Source organism: Bacteroides sp. NGMCC 1.200775 (assembly GCF_040798045.1).
In the GTDB taxonomy this organism is placed as follows: Bacteria; Bacteroidota; Bacteroidia; order Bacteroidales; family Bacteroidaceae; genus Bacteroides; species Bacteroides hominis.
In genome coordinates this window covers 89,191-114,034 of sequence record NZ_JASCQK010000007.1, presented here as the reverse complement: position 1 = coordinate 114,034, position 24,844 = coordinate 89,191, and the positions used below count along the sequence as shown (strand labels likewise).

18 protein-coding genes and 1 pseudogene are annotated in these 24,844 nt (G+C 39.8%); 18 read left to right on the top strand and 1 reads right to left on the bottom strand.

The genetic code is table 11. The features are described 5' to 3' along the window. Positions 1 to 820: 820 nt before the first annotated feature. The 9 genes from QK890_RS17080 to QK890_RS17040 all read left to right on the top strand — a co-directional run bounded on the left by QK890_RS17080 (position 821) and on the right by QK890_RS17040 (position 13,308). On the top strand, positions 821 to 1,981 hold the full coding sequence (locus tag QK890_RS17080) for an OmpA family protein (RefSeq protein ID WP_005781867.1): 1,161 nt from the start codon (positions 821 to 823) through the stop codon (positions 1,979 to 1,981). Between the two features lie 343 nt (positions 1,982 to 2,324). After that, complete coding sequence (gene mscL, locus QK890_RS17075; RefSeq protein ID WP_005781870.1) at positions 2,325 to 2,747, top strand: large-conductance mechanosensitive channel protein MscL; 423 nt, start codon at positions 2,325 to 2,327, stop codon at positions 2,745 to 2,747. A gap of 126 nt (positions 2,748 to 2,873) precedes the next feature. Beyond that, a complete protein-coding gene (locus tag QK890_RS17070) occupies positions 2,874 to 3,161 on the top strand; it encodes an HU family DNA-binding protein (RefSeq protein WP_005781872.1) in 288 nt (95 codons plus the stop codon). A gap of 701 nt (positions 3,162 to 3,862) precedes the next feature. Then, complete coding sequence (locus QK890_RS17065) at positions 3,863 to 4,459, top strand: DUF3575 domain-containing protein (protein ID WP_032530970.1); 597 nt, start codon at positions 3,863 to 3,865, stop codon at positions 4,457 to 4,459. Positions 4,460 to 4,507: 48 nt separating this feature from the next. Continuing rightward, positions 4,508 to 5,974 carry a DUF3868 domain-containing protein gene (locus QK890_RS17060; RefSeq protein WP_022011233.1) on the top strand — a complete coding sequence of 489 codons (1,467 nt, stop codon included), beginning with the start codon at positions 4,508 to 4,510 and terminating at the stop codon, positions 5,972 to 5,974. Positions 5,975 to 6,061: 87 nt separating this feature from the next. After that, positions 6,062 to 7,489, top strand: a complete 1,428-nt coding sequence (locus tag QK890_RS17055; protein WP_022011234.1) for a hypothetical protein — start codon at positions 6,062 to 6,064, stop codon at positions 7,487 to 7,489. Between the two features lie 194 nt (positions 7,490 to 7,683). Beyond that, positions 7,684 to 8,601: a FimB/Mfa2 family fimbrial subunit gene (locus QK890_RS17050; RefSeq protein ID WP_005781884.1), complete on the top strand. Its 918-nt coding sequence runs from the start codon at positions 7,684 to 7,686 to the stop codon at positions 8,599 to 8,601. Between the two features lie 8 nt (positions 8,602 to 8,609). Further along, positions 8,610 to 10,016 carry a DUF5042 domain-containing protein gene (locus QK890_RS17045; protein ID WP_005781886.1) on the top strand — a complete coding sequence of 469 codons (1,407 nt, stop codon included), beginning with the start codon at positions 8,610 to 8,612 and terminating at the stop codon, positions 10,014 to 10,016. Positions 10,017 to 10,053: 37 nt separating this feature from the next. Further along, complete coding sequence (locus QK890_RS17040; RefSeq protein ID WP_367627476.1) at positions 10,054 to 13,308, top strand: fimbrial protein; 3,255 nt, start codon at positions 10,054 to 10,056, stop codon at positions 13,306 to 13,308. A gap of 337 nt (positions 13,309 to 13,645) precedes the next feature. Here the strand turns inward: QK890_RS17040 and QK890_RS17035 are convergent. After that, positions 13,646 to 14,827, bottom strand: a pseudogene (locus QK890_RS17035) (glycosyltransferase family 8 protein); the annotation flags it as partial. 194 nt (positions 14,828 to 15,021) lie between these two features. Here QK890_RS17035 and QK890_RS17030 point away from each other — a divergent pair. The 9 genes from QK890_RS17030 (at position 15,022) to QK890_RS16990 (ending at position 24,842) form a co-directional block, all read left to right on the top strand. Then, positions 15,022 to 15,603 (top strand): hypothetical protein, encoded by a 582-nt coding sequence (locus QK890_RS17030; protein WP_032539143.1) that lies wholly within the window; start codon positions 15,022 to 15,024, stop codon positions 15,601 to 15,603. Then, entirely contained in the window at positions 15,600 to 16,829 is a 1,230-nt protein-coding gene (locus tag QK890_RS17025; RefSeq protein WP_032539144.1) for a glycosyltransferase, read from the top strand. The genes QK890_RS17030 and QK890_RS17025 overlap by 4 nt, the downstream gene beginning before the upstream one ends. After that, entirely contained in the window at positions 16,826 to 18,043 is a 1,218-nt protein-coding gene (locus QK890_RS17020; RefSeq protein WP_032539145.1) for a hypothetical protein, read from the top strand. The genes QK890_RS17025 and QK890_RS17020 overlap by 4 nt, the downstream gene beginning before the upstream one ends. A gap of 21 nt (positions 18,044 to 18,064) precedes the next feature. After that, positions 18,065 to 18,286, top strand: coding sequence for a hypothetical protein (locus QK890_RS17015; RefSeq protein WP_032539146.1), 222 nt, complete (start codon positions 18,065 to 18,067; stop codon positions 18,284 to 18,286). Positions 18,287 to 18,335: 49 nt separating this feature from the next. Beyond that, a complete protein-coding gene (locus QK890_RS17010) occupies positions 18,336 to 19,751 on the top strand; it encodes a radical SAM peptide maturase (protein WP_080715490.1) in 1,416 nt (471 codons plus the stop codon). Further along, positions 19,748 to 20,863: a 6-bladed beta-propeller gene (locus QK890_RS17005; protein ID WP_032539148.1), complete on the top strand. Its 1,116-nt coding sequence runs from the start codon at positions 19,748 to 19,750 to the stop codon at positions 20,861 to 20,863. The genes QK890_RS17010 and QK890_RS17005 overlap by 4 nt, the downstream gene beginning before the upstream one ends. A 5-nt stretch (positions 20,864 to 20,868) precedes the next feature. Further along, positions 20,869 to 22,116: a hypothetical protein gene (locus QK890_RS17000; RefSeq protein ID WP_032539149.1), complete on the top strand. Its 1,248-nt coding sequence runs from the start codon at positions 20,869 to 20,871 to the stop codon at positions 22,114 to 22,116. A gap of 297 nt (positions 22,117 to 22,413) precedes the next feature. Then, a complete protein-coding gene (locus QK890_RS16995; protein ID WP_032539150.1) occupies positions 22,414 to 24,219 on the top strand; it encodes an aminotransferase class I/II-fold pyridoxal phosphate-dependent enzyme in 1,806 nt (601 codons plus the stop codon). Beyond that, positions 24,216 to 24,842: a phosphorylcholine transferase LicD gene (locus QK890_RS16990; protein ID WP_005781908.1), complete on the top strand. Its 627-nt coding sequence runs from the start codon at positions 24,216 to 24,218 to the stop codon at positions 24,840 to 24,842. Before QK890_RS16995 ends, QK890_RS16990 begins: the two co-directional genes overlap by 4 nt. Positions 24,843 to 24,844: the final 2 nt, after the last annotated feature.

The following is a 24,844-nucleotide window of genomic DNA, read 5'->3' as shown; positions in this document are numbered from 1 at the left end:
GATTAGCGACAATTAAAATAAAATCTGCTATTTTATTAGTATAGAATGATTCAGGTCCTTCAGAAATATCCTTTGTGTGTATTTGTATCTTAAAACTCGGTGATAATAGAAAACTTTGTCAACTCTAAAAGTCAAAGTATACCCGTGTGACTACATCAAACTAATGTTGAAACAATCGGCAAGAAATGTAAAATCACAGAGTTAAGAGAGGTTTTACAGCTCTTAGAGAAAGAGTTAAAAACAGATCTATTGATTAATAGCTTATGAAAAATTATATTTTATCCTGTAAGTGTGGCATGGGTATGGTGTCTTTCTCTAATGATAGCTTAATAGGATTAATGTCAGTAATCTGGCAGGAGCGGATTTAATGTGTGAATGGCGTAATTATTAACGTCAACAGAATATCCTTGTAAATGGAATCTGTAGCTTCACCACCATAATACGCAATATCCACTGTGCCATTGTAGCTGTTTTTCATATCGAAAAACACTTGTAGAGTTTGGGCAACCGAAAATTTAGATTATCGTTATTGCAACTGGTAAATCCTGCTATATAAAAGAATAGTACTGTTATTCTTAACAACAGTTCTTTGATTTTCATTGCACTATTGATTAGTCACTTTCTTTAACTTATTATATAATTCATTGCCTTATTATTAATGCCAAACCGTTGTGTAATTCGACAAAATTCCTAACTAAATATACTTTTTTAGGAATATGATTGTTCCTTAAATCATAATGGTAAAAAAAAGAGCTGAAATGGAAATGGTGGATTTTGCAAAAACACCAATATTTGCAAGACAATTAAAACATAAAGCCTTATGAAGAAAATTTTTGTGAGTTTGTTTTTGGCAGGTATTGTTGTGTGTCATACAAATGCCCAGACTGCTGTAGAAGGTAACAAGTTCCTGGACAATTGGTCCATCGGCATCAGTGCGGGAGGGACAACCCCGTTGACACATTACTCTTTCTTTGGAAACTTGCGCCCAATTACGGGGATAGAATTGAATAAACAATTGACACCGGTTTTCGGTTTCGGCCTGGAGGCAGTTGGGAGTTTTAACACTTCACAAAGCAGGACCGCTTTCGACCGTTCCAATGTCAGTCTGTTGGGGCTGGTGAACCTAAACAATCTCCTTGGAACCTATACGGGAGTTCCCAGACCCTTTGAAATCGAAGCTGTGGCTGGGATTGGATGGTTGCATTATTACATGAACCGGAGAATGGGTTCCGATCAGAACAGCATGTCAACAAAACTGGGACTGAATTTTAATTTCAATCTGGGAGAGAGCAAGGCATGGACATTGGCCCTTAAACCGGCTTTGGTCTATGACATGAACGCTATGGGGGCTGAAGCCGTGCGTTTCCATTCTAAACGGGCCGTATGGGAAATATCTGTTGGACTGAAGTATCATTTGGGGTGTAGCAACGGGAAACATTACTTTACAAAGGTGAAACCCTACGACCAGCAGGAGGTAGATATCCTGAATGAGAAAATCAACGAACTTCATTCACAAGTCGGGAAAAATACCGAAGCGTTGGAGGAAGCAGCCCGGAAAGTGACGGAACTGAAAACTGCGCTGGACAAATGCCGGAATCAAGAGCCGAAAATTGTGAAAGATACCATTGACAACAGCAGGAAGACATTGGAATCCGTCATAACTTTCCGTCAGGGCAGGACAACCGTTGACAACTCCCAACTCCCGAACGTCGAACGTATTGCGACTTATTTAAAGAACCACAAGGAAGCAAGCGTGGTCATCAAAGGATATGCTTCCCCTGAGGGAAGCGTGGAAGTTAACGATCGAATCGCCCGACAAAGAGCGGAGATCGTGAAAAAAATGCTGGTGAACAGGTATGGAATTGCAGAAGAACGGATTGTGGCCGAAGGTCAGGGAGTAGGAAATATGTTTGAGGAGCCTGACTGGAACCGGGTAAGTATCTGTACGATCAACGCGAGAACGGAATCACGCAACCGCTGAATGCTGCCGGGAAATAACTGGGAAAGTGCAGTCACATGAACTGAATGTATTGACTGTATTTAATTCCACATGTAATTTGAAATGTTATGAACAGGTATGTGTTTGAGATGATCGGGGTGTCCGGCTGTCATATAAACCCAGCGATCACGCTGGGTGTGTACTGCTCGGAAGGAAAAGAAGGAAGGTGGCAAATTGGCAGACTTGGCCTCGGGTTGACACTTGTCCTCGTGCATATCGTGTGTATTCATAGTGACAAACAGCGATGATAGAAAGGGGATGACTGGAGAACGCGCTTTTCCTGTCATTCCTCTTTGTTTGATACATTAACAACTAAAATAGAAATATGTCAAGAAGTAGTTTTTTACAAGATTTCAAGGCGTTTGCTATGCGCGGAAACGTGGTAGACATGGCCGTGGGTATAATCATAGGTGGTGCCTTCGGGAAAATAATCTCTTCAATGGTGGCAGATATCATCATGCCCCCGATAGGACTGCTGGTGGGCGGGACCAATTTCTCGGAACTGAGATGGGAGTTGGAGCCTGCCCGGGTGGTCAACGGGGTTGAACGGGCGGCTGTCACGATAAACTATGGAAACTTTATCCAGACCATGCTGGATTTTGTAATTATCGCTTTTGCCATTTTCCTGTTTATCCGCCTGCTTTCCAACCTCAGGCGTAAGAAGGAAGAGGCTCCCTTGCCTCCACCTGCCCCGAGCAATGAGGAAAAGCTACTTTCAGAAATACGTGACCTGATAAAGAAACAATAACTGTTTGTTCAAACGGTATTAACGATATCGGGCAGGGACATGTCTGAAGAACGGACTGCTCCTTGGTGGTGGGGATTTTCCCCTGCTCCTAAACGACAGAAATAGTACGAACATTAAAACTGTAATATGACTAAGGCTGATATTATAAACCGGATCTCCGAAGAGCAGGGGATTGACCGTAAGACTGTTGCCCTGGTAATCGAGGGTTTTATGAAATGCGTGAAGGATGCACTCGGCAGGGGCAGAAGTGTATTCCTGCGCGGGTTCGGTACCTTTTCTTTAAAGAAAAGGGCAGCAAAGAAGGCGCAGAATATCCAACAGCATATAACCATATGCATCCCGACTCGCAAAGTCCCCCATTTTAAACCCTCGGAATCTTTCCTATCTTGCCGGGAAGGAGATAATCGAAAATAGGTCGGTCGGAAATCGCTATCTTTTGTTGTTAGGGGGAGATTTGATATGATACATGGGGTTTTATCAATCACGTTTCACTCCTATTTTCCCGCGCTCGAAAGGTATAGATGCGAATCTTCATTACGGCAGCAATTCCTTATGTATTTGGGGGTTCCAGCAAAATATATTTGGGGAATCTTCCACAAAGGTTAGTAAAACTAATAAAATAGCCTACACATATAGAAATGATAAATAATAGAGCTGAAGTGGAAATAATAAGACGCGTCATAGATCTTAATTTTGCAGCGTGATTAAAAAGAAGAGGATTATGCTGTTTTTGATAGATCATTTAAATATTTCTGATTTTTTAGGAGCGGGAATATAGAATTAAAAATCACACAAAATTTGTTTATGTTATGTGAATGAGTTATGAAATATTTAATACGGAATAGTGCAATACGGATTCGATTTACCTTTACATACAGGACGGTTTTGCCTATTCTGCTTTTGCCAGATCGGCGGAAGGACTTTTTTATACATGTTCTCCATTTGGGAGAAGTATTTTGGCGCGGTCAAGAGTTTGCATCTATTCACTCCATACGCATAAGAAAAGTTTTAGATTTTTTCCCTGGAAGTTGCATTCCCGTTAATGCTTGTTATGTAAAAATAATCCTTGTCTGTCCTCTTTTAATAAACAATGAAAATAAATGAATAATAGTATGATGAAACAGATTTTTCTTCTGGTATTTTTGCTTTGTTCGGTAGGGGCCTTTTCGCAAAAGGTCGCCATTAAGAACAATCTGGCGTATGACGCCTTGAAGACTCCGAACCTCTCCCTTGAGTTCTCAATGGGAAGGAAATGGACGCTTGACACCCAGGTGGGTATGAATTTCTTTTTTTATACGAAAGATGCCACCTCCTCCCGGTATAAGACAAAAAAGCTCAGCCACTGGCTGGTACAGCCCGAGCTCCGTTACTGGACGTGTGACGTTTTCAACGGTTGGTTCTTCGGATTGCATGCGCATGGCGGGCAGATGAACATAGGTGGCATTGACGTGCCTTTCGTCCTCCAAAAAGGGGATGGAAAAATGAAGGACCACCGCTACGAGGGCTATTTCTGGGGAGGCGGGTTGAGTGCTGGTTACCAGTGGGTGATTTCCAACCGTTTCAATATCGAGGCCTCTTTTGGAGTAGGTTATGTGCATACCCGTTATGATAAGTACAAGTGCACGACCTGCGGGAAAAAGGAGGGAAAGGGGGATGCTGACTATATCGGTCCCACCAGAGCGGCAATTTCCATTATTTATATGTTGAAATAGTTGATTTGCGTACCCGAGTTTTTATTCTTTTACACTAAAAAGTATATTATGAAATCGTTACAATATTACAAGAAGCAGATTTTTATTATTGGTTGCTTGGGGGTGTTTCCCCTGTTGACCTTTGCCCAGGAAACTTTATCGTCAGATGGTGGCTTGTATTGGGATTATTCCGGAAGCCGTGTAGAGAGACGTATGGATGGGAATAAGCTGGATATAGAATTCTCAATAGGGCTTGTCGAAAAGTTGAAAAGCCAGCAAATGATGTGTATTTCTCCTCGCTTTGTTTCAGTGGATGGTACAAAAAGTGTGGAGTTGAAGCCTATATGTATTTCCGGTCAAAAGAGGTATAAGGTCATTAAACGCCGCAAGACCCTGCATAATCTGAAAAGTGACCAGTTTGGCTACGGAGAGGTATATTCAGTCAAGAAGTTGAAAGAAACACCTCTGACGTTCAAAAGCAGTTTTCCTTTTGAAAGATGGATGGCTGACGGTCATCTTGTTGTGGATGAAAAGTTATATGGCTGTGCCGAATGTGGTGTGAGTGAGAATGAAGGTGTTGTGTTTCAAGCTGGCATTCCACTTTTTGGATCGAAGGATTATGCCTACAACTTCATTGAACCGGAGAAAGTGCTGGTCAAGTGCTACAAGGACTCCTTTGACTGCAAGGTGGCTTTTCCCGTGGCACGTCACGACCTGCAGAAGCAGTTTGCCGGCAACGCTCAGGAGCTTGACAGACTGAAGGGGTTCCTTTCGGAGAACCTGAACATTCAGGGAACGGAACTCAAGGAGGTGAATATAAAAGGCTATGCCTCTCCTGAAGGAGGTTTCGACTACAACAAATCCCTCGCACAACGACGGACTCAAACCCTTTCAGAATATATTTCCAGTCAATACCCCGCCTTGAAAAAAGCATCGGTTTATCGTACCGAAGGTGTCGGGGAGGACTGGGAGGGCCTTAAGGCGGCGGTCAGCAGCTCCACTCTTGCCAACAAAGAAGAAATCCTTTTTATCATCGAACATAACGGGCGTGATACCGAACGCGAGACAGCCATCCGCGCTCTGGATGACGGCAGAAGCTATCAGGTGCTCTTGAAAGAGTTCTACCCGTCCCTGCGACGCACAACCTTCAGTCTCAGTTTTGACGTGAGACCCTATACGGTGGAGGAACTTCCTGGAATTTTTGAGATGAAACCCGAGTGTCTCAGCCAGTACGAGATGTACCAGCTGGCCGGACTGTATGCTTCCCAAGGTGAGAATCCTCTACCGGTGTACAAGAAGGCATACGAACAGTTCCCGGATGACATCGTGGCAATCCTTAACTATGCCAACGCTCTGTTGAAGTACGGGAAGGATGCGGACGGTGCGTTGCGGGTATTGGAGGCGGTGAAGAATGACAGCCGTGCCCTTTTCCCCATGGCTGTAGCCTATAACATGAAGGGTGACTGGAGACAGGCGGAAGAATTGCTGAAGAAAGCCGGTGTGAGCGGTGGCTCCATGCAAAAACTTTCCGAATAGCCGAAGGACGAGAAAATAAACAAGGGATACGGATGTAACTCAGATATATATAGTATTAGTATTTTAAATTTAAAAACAATTCAAATCATGAAAGTAATGAAGTATTTTGCAGTGGCTTCGCTGGCGTTGTTTGCTGCATGTAGCAATGAAGAAAATCTGGTTGTACCGGAGGGTGCTAATCAGCCGGTTGACGTGATGATGTCAGTAGCATTGCCCGGTCCCGGGACACGTGCCGTCATGGGCGATTTGCAGGACACTGCCAACAATGGTGATCCGGCAACGGTTGAAAAACTGCATGTGTACTTGTTAAATGGAGATAGTATTGTCTTTGCGAAAGAGTTTGCGAAGGGGTCTGATGATTTTAACAAGCTGACTTCAACTATCGCTGTGGGACCCGGTGAAGCGACAGGAGGTTATAAATTCCTTAATGTGGACAAAGGTGCAACAAAAGCTCTTGTTATTGCAAACCCTCAAGGAGCGTTGGTTGAGAACAAACCTGTGTCTGATATTAGCAAACAACTGTTGAAGGCAAAAATTAATGAAGTGATTTATGCTGGTTCCGAAGTACTTACCACTGTTGGAGCTGAATCTTATGGTGTCAGTCCCCAGCAGGATAAGCGTACTGTTAAGAAAGCGGAACTTACCTTGGCTGCCAGCATGAACCGCTTCCAAGTGACTGGAACTAAATTTATCAAAGTTACTTGGAAAGACGGAAAAAAGGCCGAGGCAGAACTGTGGTGCAAGACATGGCTGGGTAAGGCTGAAAACAACGGAAAAACCAGTGATGATGCATGGACGGCTTTCAAGGCTGCTGCCGATGGCTTCAATAAGGAAGTGTGGGATGGTAAGTCTGACCTTAGCAAGAAAGCCGCTTTGAGCAAATGGTTGCAGGTTGTTGACGTGACCTCTGCGAACCAGGGTATCCTGATGAACCGTTTCAGCAGAACGCTTTCTATTCCTGCACTTACAGTGGAAGAAGAGGCAAACTGGTTCTGGGCCAAGACTTATGCAGGTGACAGATATAATTTTACCAATGGAACATTCAAACCTGATGGCAAGACAGACCTGTCCGATGTATCTTCCTACTTTACAGCAACTGCCTTTGATTTCGGAGCAGGTAAAAAAGCTGCGGCATTTAACTTTTTCGCAAATGGAATTACCGGTTACGGAAAGACTAATAATGCTCCCAAACTTGCTTTCGTTTTCAAAACTGGTGATGCGGGCGTATCTGCAGACAGACGTTTTGTAGTTATATCCGGTTATGCGAAGACAGAAGGTGCGACAGACGGTACGACTGATGTTCCGGCCGGTAAGGGTGGTTACCTGATTAATCTGAATCTTAGCACATTGAACAACGGACAAGGTATCCTGGTGGATACAGATCCGACCATTCCGGAAGGAGTGACTCCCGAACCGGGCGGTCAGGAAGATTTGGAAGATGAAAATGTGAATGTTATTGTTCGTGTTCAAGTACAAGCTTGGACTGCTGTGAACGTATTCCCTATCCTTGACTGATAATAGATAGGAGAGTAATAGCCACTTGCCGGAGCGGTTCTCCCGTGTTGGCTCTGACAGGTCAATACCGGATCCGCCTGTACTCTCGGGGAGGGGAAAGGTTATCCCCTCCCTTTTTTATTATTCCCGGGAGAAGTATATGTTATCTATTCGGGGAAGTTATCTGTATTGAATTATAATAATTAGTATAAAGTATGAACATAAGATACATACCCACTTGGCTGGGGCTACTACTCACTTTATATCTCGTGACCGCCTGTGATCGGGTATATGACGATTTGAGCGGCTGTCTTGGCAACACGATTGTCTTTTCCTATCTGGCTGATGACAATCAGGAACATCTACAGGAATATGTGGATGGTATTGATGTCTTTATTTTTGATGCCAAAGGCGAAGTTCTTGTAGAAAGGCATCACTTGGAGAGGGAACGGTTACTTTCACCGCTGGAGGTCACGCTTCCGGAAGGGGATTATAAAGTGGTGGCCGTAGGCAACGCTTTGACAGAAACGATTATCGGTAAAGAGGACAGCTACAAAGGTTCGTCGGTTTCCCGCCCCGAACTTATGGAAAAGGACGGACGGGCATCCGGTACGTTTGACAGGTTATACCTGGGAGAAACAGCTATTACATCTAAAGTTATGAACGAGTCCCGTGACGTAGTTCGCCTTTATTCCCAGCATGTGAAAATCCATGCGGTAGTCCTTTCCGATGATGATAACAATTCGCAGACTTGGTTTGAGCAGAACAAGGAGGCAGGTTTTCGCCTGACAATGGAATCACTTTCCGCACGTTTCTATCTTTCCGGACAGCGGGCTGGTGAAACTTCTTTTGACCTTCCGTTTGTCACAGGCGAGGAGAATGATCGCTTCGTGCTTGACTTCAATACCCTGCGCTTTGATGACAAGGACCCGCTAACGATCCGTCTTATGCAGGGTGACAAGGTTCTTTGTACTGTAGATGTGGCACAATATATCGCACAATATCCCGAGCAGATACGGATAACGGGACGGCAAGAAGCGGTTCTTCCACTGTTTTTCCGCCAGAATCCCCTCTCACTGAGTATAAGTGTAAAACCATGGGAAGCTGTTGATGTGGTTCCTATAACTGATTGATTAATATTATGTTGAAAAATATTAAATATATTCGTATGATGAAGGCTGTGAGGTATTCTATGATAACGATGTCATTGGTCCTTTGCTTTATTTCGGTATCCTGCCAGAAGGAAGATACTGTTTCGGAACAGTTTTCCGATGAGGATGCTGTGACTGTCAGACTAAATCTTACAACCAGAGGTGTTGAAACCGGTGACAGCGATCTGCTGGATGAACTTTCCTCTGATCCTTTTCAGTGGTTTAAGACCGGTACGCTGTTTCCTCAAGCTCCCGCCCAGCCAAGGATAGCACTTATGATCTTTAACAGGGATTTGAACCGGTATGTGTATAATCAACTGCTTCCCTTCAATTCAACCGGGGTGGACGGACAATATCAGATCAATATACGTATTCCTAAGGGGGAAACCGAGTTTTATGCATTGTATGCTCCTAACCAGACAGGAAAGGATCTACCTTATTATACTCCTGAAGGCAATCTTCAGAATAAGATTCCATGGGACTTCTTAGGATCTGGTACGGAGGAAATCTCCAAAGAGGAATTTGCAGGTGCTGCTTTTCCTGCTATTATTAAGGAACAGCAGGATGGAAGTCTGGGATTACCTGTGAATAATCCTTATGACGGTGTAACTCCTTCTCCTGCAGATGAAAAGATTATTGACTGGAAAGGAACTTCTGTTGTCGCTTGGGCAGATTTGCCCGGCGTGTCTAACAGACTACATTTGAGTTTGCTTTCGGGGAAAACGGTGGCATCTGTTCTGCCCGCATCAGGAAAGCTGGCGCAAGAGATAACAGTTCCCCTATTCCGTGATTTTGCCCGTATCAGAGTATATATAGCAAGCGCACCCCGTTACGGTCAGGTTACGTATAATTACCAAGGGATTTCCTTTTTGAACTTTCCTGTATTGATGTCTCCCTCTTTCAGGGAAAATGATTCCGAGAAAACTCAGCTGGCCGCCTCCACCCCAGGAACAGGAAAGGCTATGGAACATACAGGTACATATTCTTATGGGGTAAAAAATGAAGGAGCACAATTGACTGTATACGAGGCTCCCCTTACTGCCGAGGGAGAGATTGATTATGTGGCAATGGAAGCTCGATTATACGAACAGTTTGTTGTGCCCCAGTATCTGGCTCCTTATATTCCGGAAAGTAATTCCTGGCAGAAAAAGCAAAATCACCCGAAAATACAGTTGACATTGGATTATTTTACAGGAGGAGATGAATCACAAACAAAAACGAGGACTTTCCTGCTTGATGTTGGTGAGGAGACTTCTCCCGGAGTATATTCCGGTCCTATTTATCCGAATCGGGATTATAAAGTATTCATAGTCCTGCCGGAATCTTCAGATAAAGAGATTATTTATCGGGTTGAGCCTTGGAATAGTAAAAAGGTAGATCTTCCTCCATTCCAATGATGTATACGAGAATTTATCACGATAATTTTTATTATTTATGAAACGATACAAGCTGAAAATAACTTATTTTATTCTGCTGTTACTGTCCCTCTTTGCATCCTGTACGGATGAAGAAATTTTTCAAGGGAGCGGTGTCACGGAGGGAGTTCCCACGACGGTGGACATAAGTGTCGGTACGGCAGCTAATACGGCCAAGACACGTTCCGTCTTACTGGAAAGTGAAGAGAGAAAAATCTATAACCTTTACCTGTGGGTTTTCAATTCTTCCGGTAACGTGGAATACTCACGTGAATATTCAAGAGCCGATCTTATTCAGGCTGCAACTGATCTTACAACATCCACAGGTGAAGTGGATGCAGATGCGCCCACCAGCATGGGATTATTGAAAAATATCAGTCTTACAACAGGGAAAAAGACACTGTTTCTTCTGGGGAACTATAAATCGGACGCTGACGGGTTGTTTCATGTGGAGTCTGAAGTATTAAACGGGATTTCAAAATATTCAGACCTGGAAAAAGTAAGAGCGGCCATGACTGTTCATACCCTGTTTCGTCCGAATGGTAACTTATTGATGTCGCTAACCCAAACAGTAATGGTTTCTACCGCTACAAAACAGATCGAAGTCTCCTTAAAACGCTCGGAAGCCAAAATCACGTTGAACCTGCAAACAATTGCCGGACTCACATTTGAGCCTGGAACATATCGTCTTGGTAATGTGCCGGGATCGACCTTCATTGCGGAACATGCAAAAGGAGCTGATCAGACTGCTTCATGGGATGCTGATGGGGTGGACAAAAAATTATACTGGGTCTCGGAATATTTCCAGTTCGAGGGTGATGCCGACAATGTCACCACTTCATTCTATATGCCCGAAAACCGAAAGGTTGCAAAGAAGGCTATTTCCCCGGCTTCCCCCGGTTATAGTGCGGAAAGGAAGGGGTATGACCTGAGGCAGAAGCAACTGAAGTCTCCCGTTGCAGGTGCAACTGACAAACCTAATCTGCAAAACGGTGAGACGGAATATGCCCCGGATCTGGCTCCCTATATTGAATTTACAGGTGAGTTACGTCAGAATCTTGCAACCGGTGATACTTCTACCGAACGTTTCGGAAGGGTGACTTACCGCATTTATCTGGGATATACGGCAGAAAATGATCCGGTCAATGATTATGATATAGAACGTAACGTACATTATACCTATAATGTGACCATTAAAGGCATGAATGATCTGGTTGTAGAAGCAAAATCGGACAAGGCAAAAGAGGAGGAATCTGCTCCTGGAGTAGAGGGACTGGTGTATGACGCACACCGGTCATTCAATTTTGACTGTCATTATGAACAGGGGCTGATGCGTTTTAAGAAAGATGAACTTGCCATCTTCAACCCGGATGGTACTCTGAAAGATGACGCCATGATTTCTTTTGCTATACGCACACCGTTCTGTGACAAGATTATCTCTTATACGAAAGCGGAATTGGAACAGTTGAAGAATAACAATTATATTCCTTCTAAAGAAAAAAAGGCTGATACGAACTGGCTCAAATTCTATATCCATCCAAGCACTCTGGCCGACAATGGAAACGAGGATATGCAATATTTCTCCGATACGGGTGCTAATCTGCTTTCGCTGGAGCAGTTCCTTTACAGGCTGATGAATGAACCTGATTATGTATTCAATGCGGCTTCGGGGCTTTGTAAAGTAACTGTTTATGCCAATGAATTTTTTTACGAACAAAATCCTATGCAGGAGAATGCTCCCAAGGATAAAAATTTGTGGAAAACCTTTGCCAACTCCCCGGATCGTACGTTTGATTTGCTGGTGAACACGTCGCATGAAATTTCTCCTGACGGACAGTCACGCTATCATCAAGCCATTGTTACTATTCGGCAAATGTCCATAAAAACGGTGTTTGTCAACAGTCCTGACGGTATGCGCGTTTGGGGCGTGGAGAATGTGAATGAAACCCCTGATTTGGATTGGTCGGTAAGAGCTCCTAGTGAACCGGATGCTTTTTATAATAAATACTATTCCAATGGTTGGGCAAACACATGGTCTTTGATGAGCAGGCGTACCGGAGGATTAACTGATAATATAATGCCTGATCCTATGCTTAGAGGAAAAGAGAAAACTTTATGGCAAGTTATGACAAAGGTCAATAATGCGAAGTTGACACTAAGTATGGATCACACTAACCTGGCCATGAAGAATTATCATGCTACATATGCCTGCTTCACCCCGTTCTTGCGAAACAGGGACAACAACCGTGACGGACAGATGCAAGCGAATGAAATGCAATGGTATATTCCTTCTGTTTGTGAAACAAACATGTTGTATGTGGCAGAGCGGGTATTGCCGTTAAAGAGCAGGCTTGTTGGGCACGCTCCGTCGGATAATGCTACAGCATTATTCACCTCAAGAGCTTTTATGGGAAGTACCAACTTGACATTGAACAGCCCTAATACTATTATCTTTGTAGAAGAATCGCATAGTATGACTCCTATATATAATTTTGATTACCAGAAAACGGCAAGTCCTGGAGAAAGAACTCCTTTTTCGGATGTGAGACTGATCAGGGATCTGGGAATCTTGGAAACCTCGGAGGATCATAGTTATCATCTTGATGAAATAGCTAAGGAACTCAGTAAGACACTGATCAACAAATGGACAGAGGATGAGTATCTGATTTTCAGGGCTGACAATTTACCTTCCAACACTACCAGATCTGCAAGGGCTATTTATGAACTTCCGGCACATAACGAGACCTCACAGATTAATACGATTTATCAGAAAGGATTCGAAGTTGCCAAATATATAGCCAATAGAATAGACAAGCGGAAGGATTTGGATAATCCGAACAGGAGTGGTGAATATTACTACGAAACTTGGACTACCTTGATGAACGATATAGAGAAAGGAAACTCTCCGTGTACTTATTATTTTCAGAATCCGGATCAGAGCGATTTGGGAACATGGCGCTTACCCAATGAAGCCGAACTGATGATAATGGCCGGAAGTCTGTTTGACTGGGATGACCGTGAGAGACCTAAAGTCTATGACTTTGGTGGAAATTTATCTTCTTTGAATATGAAAGATGGACAAGTTATTCATTCTCGGACAGGATTTTCCAGACGGGATATGAACGGAGGAAGATCATTTAGTGCCGGCTATCAGATGTATTTTAATGGTTATCTCAGGTTTGTTACGACTGTAGACACGCAGTGGGGAGGTGATAAAAATAGGCTTGTGAATGATAGGAACGGATATGTGCGTTGTGTGCGTGATCTTAAATAGAAAGAATCCATTTATGGCTCTTTGAATTTATAGCAGAGAAAGATGTTTTTTATCTTTCTCTGCTATTTTTTTATCCAAATACATGTAATATTGAAAATGCTAAAATGTGAAAACGTCATTAATATATGCTTTGGGGGGCAATGAATGTGATAATTATACTTGGGGCACAAAATCATTTCAGGCTGTGTTGAAGTATGTAAATCTGGAAATAAGTCTTTTGGATTTATTAAATCTATCAGCTCCAGAAAATTTAAAGATAACAATAGTAGAATTTTGTAACAAGGTGGCAAAATTGTGTAAGCTAAAAGATGTGAAATGATTTTCCCCTTTTAGAGAAATATTCTTTTATTTTTAAAGCTGTGGGAGTGCTGAAGTTTTCTCTTGCACATAGACGTAAATAGAAATAGTAAGCTAAGCCCGAAACTCCCTTTCTTAATCCGAGGGCAGTCAAAGACTTTTGTTCAATGACTGAATATACAGCGGAGTCTATTTGATGTAGTATTTCATCACTATTGCCTTCGATCAGTTTCTTTTGCAGTAAATATTCGATTCCCGTTCCAATGCCACATAACCCATTCTCGTAAGTGATAGGAACAGCCAGAGAGCAGTGGTCTATTATCTTGTTCAGTAATTTATCTGCCCCCTCTTCTAATTCTGTATCGTTCGTTTTTTGGCTTAATTGAAAAAGCTCAATCGTTCGTTCCATCCACCTTGATAAAAGTCGATCTTTGATTTTGTTCATAGAGCTATTGTATTTGCAATATAGCTCTTTTAATACTTGCCAAGGGTACTCTTGATGCCATGGCTTTATACTTCCGGTATAATGAATGATGATGATGCCGGATAACATTTCAGGGGTATGCAAAGTTTCACTGGTAGTGAAATTGTAGATATTGGGAATCAGCTTTATTTTGCCTTTACATATACAGTTAATCGCATCTTGATCCTGATATCGATCCCGGTTTATATAGATTGATGTGTGTTGCAATAGCTTTTCCTGTATTTTATCTTTTCTAAGGTCTTTCAGATTCAACAGCAGTACGCCTGCATTGATGTATACATCCTTTTCCGTTAGTTCCAGTATCTTTCTATAATTGATTCGTCTTATAAAGATATCATCCACTCCTGCGCAATAATAACCTTCCAAATCCAGTTTCCACAATGGCTCTATGCTGCCATTGATTACTAAATCTGCATCCAAGTACAGGGCTTTATCCAGATTGGGAAAAAGATCTACAATGGCATAACGATAAAGAGCGTGTTCGGTGATGTATCCTTCTTTTTTCTTGAGTTGCTTGAATGATTCTGAATCTATTATCTCCCATTGGATCGTTACACAGGTAAATACATTTTCTATTTCCTGAAGGAGCTCTTTGCTTTCTAACGAAATACAATCTGTCAGAATGTGTATGCTTATATTCAAAGATCTATTATTCTCAAGAATAGATACTATAGAGGTACAGCAATGGTCAATGTATTCTTCATTGATTGCAAAGAAGATTGGTATTGTGGTTTTCATGCTTGTGTGGTTAAAAAGGATTATTTGTCAGAGGCAAAGGTATCAGTTTTTTAGATATATTTCTGTTTATAAGGATTATTTCTATAGGTATATGACGTTCGGTATAAAAAAAGGCTACGTTCGGTACATTTTTTCTGATAATATTTGGATATGAAGTAAGGTGGACATACCTTGCAAACAAATCTAATAAAGATATGGATTCACAACTACAACAAATAGCTCAATACTATATGCTTCATGGAAGCTTCCTTCCAAGTTTGGGACTTTTTAATGGCAAGATGGGACTTGTCTTGTTTTTCTTTCATTATAGCCGTTATATACAAAACCCTTTATATGAGGAATTTGCTGGTGAATTATTGGATGAGGTTTTTGAAGATGTTCATGAAGATATACCGATTTACTTTGCGGATGGCTTATGTGGCATTGGGTGGGGAATAGTATATCTGTTTCAGCAAAAATTTGTAGATGGAAATGTGGATGACGTTTTAAAATCTCTTGATAATAAGCTGTTGGAATACAATCTTTTAAAAATGAATAATCATTCTCTGGAAACAGGCTTGCTTGGTATAGCTTCATATATACGTATTCGTTTAGTACTGGATATAGGTAGAGAGTCGTTTTTTGATACGGCTTTTCTTCAAGCATTATGTGTAGCTTGTCCTGTGAATTATTCTATACAACAGATACAGGCAGAGATCATAAGAGGGAGTGATGGCGATAATAATTTGTCTTGGAAAAAAGGATTAAAAATAATTTGGGATCAATCTTCGATATGAGGAATATTTATATCGTTAATAATTCAAGTGTAGCTTCACAATATGGTGTAGGAACATATGTTGAACAGTTGACAAAAGTGGTAAGAGAACGTGCGGACTTAAATTTAACAATAGTCCAGATTTGTGCAAATGTTGAAAATATTGAAATGAGAACCAATAATGGTATAAGGCAATTTCTTATTCCTAGTGTTGATGTTCAAGATAATTCTTTTTTGTATGAAAGGTACTGTCGAAATATATCATATATCCTTCAGGAGTATATTGATTTATTTAATATTAATGTATTTCATTTGAATTTTTACCAAGATGTGGCAATTGTAAGATCATTGAGGAGCAGGCAGATAAGATGTGTGGTTTGTTTTACCGTGCATTATCTTAATTGGTGTTTTGTTTTAAAGGGAAATAGGACTTATTTCCATTTTATTTTATCTCAAGATGCGACCAAAAGGAGTTTGAAGGAAATAGATGTGTTTGATGCATTTACGGTTGAGAAAGAAATGTTTAATTATGTTGACTATGTTATTTGTCTTTCAAAAAGTACTAAAGAGATCCTGATAAATGATTATCAAGTCCCTATAGCTAAACTCAAATATATAGCAAATGGCTTGCCACATAAGCTATCTGTTCAAGATAATGAATGTGAAAAGGAGCCGGTTCTAGGTAAAAAAGAAATTTTGATATTATTTGTAGGACGCTTGGATCATAATAAAGGGATAGAAGAACTATTGCGAGCCTTTCGCATAGTACAGGATAAAATACAGAATGTACGTTTAGTCATTGTTGGAGATGGTGAATTCGCTACTTATTTGAAACTGTGTGAAAGAATATGGCATAAAGTTTCGTTTGTTGGTAGAGTTGAGAAAGATAAATTGGATTGTATTTATTCTATGGCTGACTTAGGGGTTATTGCTTCATATACAGAACAATGTAGTTATGTAATGATTGAAATGATGATGAGAGGAATTCCTTTGGTAGCAACTTCTGTAGCAGGAGTAAATGAAATGGTTGGACCATCTTATCCTTTTAGAGTTAATATATCTCAGGAAGAGATTTGTTCTATTAATGTTGAGATATTAGCACAGCAGATGATAACTGCTTTGAGTCTGAATTTGTTAGAAAAAAAAAGTATTAAAGATTATTTGGTTAATCGGTATATACAATTATATGGTTTTGACTTATTTAGAAATAAGATGTTGGACTTTTATTTAAATATAAAATCAAAATGAACAAGATTAGATTAGTTTTATATTGTGGTATATTGACGCATCTGATCGGTTGCTCTTCTTCCCGTTCAGAGAAGATTGATTTGTTAGCTCAGGTGCCATCTGATTGTCCGATTGTTGAGATGACCAGTGTTTTAGATAGAGAGGACTCCATCTCAGTGAAGGAATTGGTAGATAGCATCTCGTATGTCCAGTTGGATAATTTTGTGAAATTGCCGGTTCGTGCCAGTATACTCAGTATGGCAGTGACTAAAGACTATATTTTCGTATTGGCCGGTAGTGATGCAGGAGTTTTTAAATACGATAGGAAAGGAAAGCTTATAAAGAAGATTATATCCAACGATTATTCGTCTTTAAAATTATGGATTGGAGCTGATGAATTCAAGGAATTGCTTTATCTGAATCAGGAAGGCGGTTCAGAGGGCACTACAGAAGTCTATGATTATGATGGTAACTATCAAGGAAATATTGCTGAATTGTATAATATGCCATATCATTCTCAATATGTACATCGACTGAATGAAAAATTCCTGGCTGCTTTTTCACCATGGTGTATGCCATTGACTGATAAGAATTATTTTGGCGGAGCCGTATTTTCAGAAAAGGGGGAAATGGTACATCAGTTGAACTATTTTGTTCCGTCTGACACTTTGGCTTTATGTAAGGTTAGCTATTATAGTTTCACTTATCAATCAGATGGAAGCATGTTGGTTTGGAATAATGGGGGAAGTGGCAGCCCAATTGTTCAGCCTTATACCACTTTGTATAAGGTAACTGTTGATTCTATTTTTCCGGTGTATCATTTGTTTAATGGTAATACACGAGATAAAATAGATCATGTTCAAGGAATTGGAGTTAGTGGGAACTCTTTGGCCATAGAAACAGATTCCAGTCTCTATTTATGTTGTTATCATCCAAAGGCTCCGCATCCGTGTCCAACTTTATGCTTTATGCGATATGATATAAAAAATAAGGTTCTTCAGGGAGTCAATTATCCTCCTAATGGTATTTTGGGAGGATATGTAAACCATTTGAATGGTGATATTCCAATCCGTTTCCAGTATTCGTTTCCTCTTCAAAAGGTTTATGTATCGAGTATTAGTTCTGGCGAAATAGAGCAATTGAGAAAGTCGGGGTATATCAATGCAAATAGTGATGAAACATTAAGGAGTAATAAATCTGGGGATAATCCCATTTTGATATATTATCATTATTAATTATTTAACAAGGAGGTAAATATGAAAAAGCTAAAAGTTTTAAATCTCTCAAAAGGTGAGCAGTTTAAGATTACGGGAGGGGCTGGTAGTTGTACCGGGCCTGGTACTTGTCGCGAAAGTAACTGTACATGTACAGGTTGGTTAGTAAGTAACCATGCATGGACAGAAACAGATGCAAGTAAAGAAACGCAGATGTCTTCTAACAAGGACGTTTATTCTTGGCAAGGTAACCCTGGAGCTTAGTTTAATGTAGGTGGTAGTTTACTACCACCTCTTTTATGTAAATTATGAAATGAAATCTATTATATTTAAGGATCAATATAATTATTGCTATTTGTATAGCTTTGGTAAGAAAAAACTTCTACAGATAACTCCTGAGGTTTATAATATGCTTGATGTTTATTGGGCTGAAGGGGAATGTTGGGAAGGGGATAGTATAGCTGCGCGAACATGCTCTTTTTTTGAGAAATATGGTTTTTTGGATTTTGACAATATAAAAGTTGGTGCGGGTATAGATGTAGAGGATATAGAATATTCCATTGCAAGTGTACCAGTTATAACATTTGAGTTGACTCAGAAATGTAATCTTGGTTGCAAATATTGTGTGTATGGAGAACTATATGAGACCGAAAAAGATTGTGTTGGGAATGAATTATCTTTTGATGTAGCAAAATCTGTCATTGATTTTTGCTTGAATAAGGGGATGAGAAACCAATTAAGTGGTTTAAAAAGAACTATTACAATAGGCTTTTATGGTGGAGAGCCTTTGTTGCGATTTGATTTGGTACAGCAAATAATATCTTATACAAAAAGTCGGGAATCTGAGTTTCTTACATTTACTTATAATATGACAACTAATGCCGTATTACTAGATAAATATATGGATTATATTGTTGAGCAGGATATTTCTCTTCTTATTAGTCTTGATGGTGATAAGAAAGCTTCTTCTTATAGAACATTAAAAAGTGGGAGACAATCATACGATAGAGTATACTCTAATATTAGAGAGCTAAAAAAAAGGCACTTTGATTTTTATGTTAAGAATGTATCTTTTAATGCCGTTTTACATGATCAAAATGAATTATCGTCATTATTGCATTTTTATCATCACAAATTAAACAAAGTACCAATGATCTCTACGTTAGCTACTTCTTTTGTAAAAAAGAATGCTTTTGGAACTTTTAATCACATGTATCGTGGATTAAATTCAGAAGCACTATGCCTGCACAATATACCTATTGACGATTATTTAAAGTTGAATCCTTCATTAATTACATTGAGTCGTTTTTATGAAGCATATAGTGGCTATTTTTATAAGACTTTTAAGGAGTTGGTAAATGATTACGAATATGTGAATTATGTTCCGGGGGGAGCCTGTATTCCATTTACTTCTAAACTTTTTGTTTCTGCAGATGGTAAAGTTCATCCTTGTGAGAGAGTTGGCTATAAATATTCATTGGGTTATGTAAATGATAAGAATGAATTTATTCTGAACCTGAAAGAGGTTGTTGAGAGATATAATTCGTATTATGATATTTTACGTCCTAAATGTACTTTATGTTATAGGATTCAGTCTTGTCCCAAATGCTTTTTACAACATGATATAAATTGCGCCCCAGTTTCTCGTAAAGATATGACTTCTTATATATGTGATATGGTTAATGTGTGTCATAAATTTAGAAACCATTTAAAGTTACCGGTATTATGAAATCACTTTTATTTTTTTGTTTAAGTACATTTCTCTTTTACTCGTGTAGTAAGAAAGAAAATAGTCTTTATCCTATAATAGACTTAGCCGATGCTATCGAAAATCCGGTGGAGAAATCTGTATATGATATTGCGGAAAGTGTAGAGGTTGTGCAATTAGAGACGAATGATTCGTTACTGATTCCATACGTGAGCCAGTTAATAATGACCGATCAGTATTTTATCATAGGATATGGTAAGAAGTGCTCTCTTTTTTCTCATTCCGGAAAATTTGTTTGTGATATAGCTCAGAAAGGAAGTGGTCCGGAGGAATATACAATGTTGATGAATTTGCTTTATATAAACAATCGTGTTTTGATTACAGACTTAAACAATAAAGTTAATGTTTACTCCTTAAATGGGAAGTTTATTGAATCTTATCAGGCACTTCCGGAAATGTTTTCTGCCATTTATCCAATGTCGGACAAGAACTTTATAGGCTTTAAAGCTCAGAATGGAGGAGATGAAAAAGAACGTCTTGTGTTCTATCGACGGGATGAAAAGAGGGGGGCTATTCCATATCAACAAAACTATCAGGCAAAAAAAGTTTGTTTCTTTCCTCATGAAGCCCAATTTTCATCTTTACATGATAAGTTGTACTTTAAGCAGTTGCTTAATGACACTATTTTCTCTGTGGATACGGTAAAGCACTCTCTTTCTCCTGAATATATAATCGACTGGGGAAAGCTGAGATCTAACGATAGATTGCGTTACTCTTTGGAAAATCCGGACGAAGAATTGTTTTTGCACATGCCATACGTTCCTTTGTTCAGTATGACTGCTAATGGATTAGTCTTAGGGGCTATTACAGTAGACATAGATCAGAAGAAGCAATATTACTTAACTGCATTCTATGATAAGGCAAATCATCAGGCGGATCTTTTCGAACTAAAATTATCAAAAAAAGAGATGGATTATTTTGGTGAACCTACAGGTGAGCTTCCTCCTTATCTGGAGGGTGATACTTTTTTCCCGGAGTATATTTCCCAAGATGGCAATTATTTGATTTCTGTTAGAACTCAACCTTTAAAAGAAGAATTGAATCCTGCGTTAATTGTAGTAAAATTAAAATAGTAGATATGGCTGAATATTTGTGTTTTTATAATTTTGTGCATATTTCTTTAAGCCAACATACGGCATTGCTTTATAACACTATAAATGGAGCTCACATGACAGTTTCTAACTTGTTATTGGTAGAAAAGCTTCGTCTGTTAGAAGAATGTTCGGATCTATCCTTTTATGGTATCAGAATAGATGCTGATATTGCTGAAGTGATCGATTTTCAGGAATTGACTAAGTTCGTTTTAGAATCGATATCTGGTAATATTCTGTCTTTAGATAGTGAACATATGCCAATACATATAGTTCCTTCTTTAAAAGTTTTAAATGAACAAGTACCTGGAGCTATTAATAGAAAGGTTGTTCAAGAAAAAATCTTTACGGAAAATAGTCGTCAAAAATCTTACGTGCATTATAATGAAAATGTTTTTCAGATATCTTTTTTTATAAATGCTTCATGTAATGATAAATGGGAGGGGTATCCTGAGGCATATAGACAATACATGTTTCCTGAAATAGGAAAGAATACTGAATTAAGTTTTGAACTGATAAAAACGATTGTTGAGTGTAATTTTCCTAATTTATCTCAGGTTAATTTAATTATTGGGAATGTTGGAGATGATAGTATTGTAAATATAAATAATCTGATAAAGATGTTAAAGGTGAAAACAAACTTAGTTGTCTACATCCTGATTGATGAATTTAAGAAAATAGCTCTTTCTGAAGATAAATCTGTTGATATAACTTATGTTGTTTGGACTAATTCTTATGATAACTTATGCAAGTTAGGAGATTATTCAGAGTTTAAGCAGCTATTTTTCCAATTTTTAATATGTGATGATCGTGAATTGAAAGAATTAGAGTCTTACTCTGATTCTCAAAATTGTTTTATATGCTTTTATTATACTGGCAATAATAAAGAGTTTTGTGTTGAAAATCTTTCTTTTTCAATAGATGATCTTTTCAATAGAAGGCATGAGGAAAAACAGCTTTTGGCTAATTCAGCTCTTGATTCTAATCACTTTGGGCATTTAGTTATTTTATCTAATGGTGAAGTCTATTCAAATGTAAATAAACCAAGTATCGGTAGACTTCCTTATGATAATGTATATGATTTATTAATTAGAGAATTTTCTCAATACAGACATTGGTTTGTTACAAGGAAAGATATTAAACCGTGTTCTGATTGTTTGTTTTCTGTTCTTTGTTCCTCTATAACAGACGTTGAATATTGTCTTAATACATATAACTTGTGTGATGTTAAATGAAATTGTTTTTTTTTACTATCTTCAGTTGGATGTCATGGGGTGCACCCCTTCTGGTTTTCGCATAATTTCGAAACATTATGGTAAGAGCTATCCTAAACATACTTTCCATGCGATGATGTTTCTTTGTTATTCAAGAAGAAACTTCTATGTAAGTGATAGTTTTTTATTCGATCGTTGATGGGTAGAGAGATATGTGATACTGTTTAGTATTAGGAGTGGGAGATAGCGAAGAAGTGGATTGTGTTATCGGTTGTATGAAGAGTTAGCCGGAGTTAAGAACTTAATAAGAGGCCAGATATGCAGGCTATTATATTGGCAGCAGGAATGGGCAGGCGTCTGGGAGAATTGACCCGGTACGACACTAAATGTATGATTGAGGTGAACGGTATCCGGATCATAGATCGGTTACTGGCAAACCTCGAAATCGCTGGACTATCGAGGATTGTGCTTGTGATTGGTTTTCAAGGTGACAAACTACGGGCGTATCTGGGAAATGAATATTGCGGAATTCCTATTTATTATCTGGAAAACCCTTACTATGCATATACCAATAATATTTATTCTCTGTTTCTGGCACGGCACCACTTAGCGTCTGATGATACTTTATTGTTAGAATCGGATATTGTTTTTGAGAAGAGAATACTTGAAAGAGTGCTCGAAGAACCGTATCCGGATGTAGCAGTAGTAGACCGTTATAAGAGTTGGATGGACGGGACTATGGTGACTGTGGATGAAAAGCAGTTTATTGTGGACTTTGTATCTAAACATACTTTTTCGTACGAAAAAACTTCTACTTATTTTAAGACGGTGAATATCTATCGTTTTAGTAAGGAGTTTTCTGTAGGTAAGTACGTACCTTTTCTGGAAGCCTATTGCAAATGTTTTGATAATAGTGCATATTACGAACAAATACTGGCCGTTTTGTCTTTGTTGGATAAAGCCGGGCTGAAGGCTTTGCCGCTTGAGGGTGAAAAGTGGTATGAGATAGACGACATGCAGGATTTAGATATTGCCGAAACGCTATTTGGTAAGAAAGAAGGGCTTTTGCCCGGTTACCAGAAACGTTATGGAGGGTATTGGCGTTTCCCTTTCTTGCTTGATTTTGCTTATCTGGTGAATCCACATTTCCCGACAGAAAGGATGCTGGAAGAACTGAAGGCTAATTTTGATAAACTGCTCAGGCAATACCCTTCGGGGAGTTATGTAAACAGGCGATTGGTGGCGAAGCACTGGAACATTCCTGCGGAGGCTGTCGCGGTGGGGAATGGCGCGGCAGAGTTGATAAGAAAGCTGATGGAGTTGCTTCCCGGTAGAATGGGGGTGATTCTTCCTACATTTGAAGAATATCTGGTAGGTGATGACCGGATAGAGACTTTCTTGCCGTTGAGGCCAGGTTATCGCTATACCGTAAGCGACCTGAAAACATTTTTTGAGGATAAGGGAGTGACTTCATTACTATTGCTGAATCCGGATAACCCCTCTGGAAATAGTATCCCTTACGAGGATTTGATTTCATTAGCGGGATGGACTCAGGAGCGTTCGATACGGCTGATTGTGGATGAGTCTTTTATTGACTTCTCGGAGGGAGGAGAGGAAACTTCTCTGATTGATGACAAGATACTGAAGGAGTATAGTCACCTGGTGGTGATAAAGAGCCTGTCTAAGTCACATGGAATTCCCGGATTACGATTGGGAATTGCTGTTTCCGGTGACCATAAATTAATGGATGAATTACAGCAGAAACTTCCGGTTTGGAATATAAACTCTTTGGCGGAGTACTATTTACAGATTCTGGACAAATATGCAATCGACTACCGGCAGGCATGTGCCCGCTTTAGAGAGGAAAGAGCGCTCTTTTTTGAAGAACTTCAGGAGGTAGGCTATTTAGCGGTATTTCCTTCACAAGCAAACTTCTTTTTATGTGAAGTGACCCATAAGTACAGCGCCCGAGAGCTTGCGGAAGTTTTGCTGAGAGAGCATGATATTCTGGTAAAAGACTGTAGCTTGAAGAGGGGAATGTATGGAAAGCAGTATATTCGTATTGCTATCAGGAGTAAAGAGGAAAACCGGTATTTGGCCGGAATATTAAAATATAAATTATGAATATAGATATAAAGGAGGCACATCGGAGGATGCTTTATTTATTGCAGTCTTTCGATACTGTCTGCAAGAAGCACGATATTGATTATTGGCTCGATTATGGTACACTGCTGGGAGCTATCCGGCATCAGGGGTTTATACCTTGGGATACAGATACGGATGTGGGGATGTTAAGGAGTGATTATGCACTCTTTCTGGAGAAGGGTGTACCGGAACTGCCTCAGGATATTTTCTTTCAGACTCCGGAAACAGAACCGGCCATGGCTCCATGGAGCTGGTTGGTTGAGGCGCGGTTGAGAGATCGGCACAGCCGGTATGTTCCGGATAAAAAGACTCCGGCCGAGCCGATGCAGTTCGGTGGATTACAGTTGGATCTTTTCATCTATGATTGGGATGGTAAGTATGAGAATGCTTTGTCGAACAGTTTTGAACGGAATTTGAGTGAGAGCCGTATTCATTTGCGGCTGGATGAGGTGGAATATCTGGATACTGCACGATTTGAAGGAGTGGAGTTTCCGGTTCCGTCAGGATACGATACTTATCTGACCCGTTGTTATGGAGATTATAGAACGTTTCCCCCGGAGGAGGAAAGGCAAATTCCGGAAGTGGTTGCCTGGTCGGTGTAATA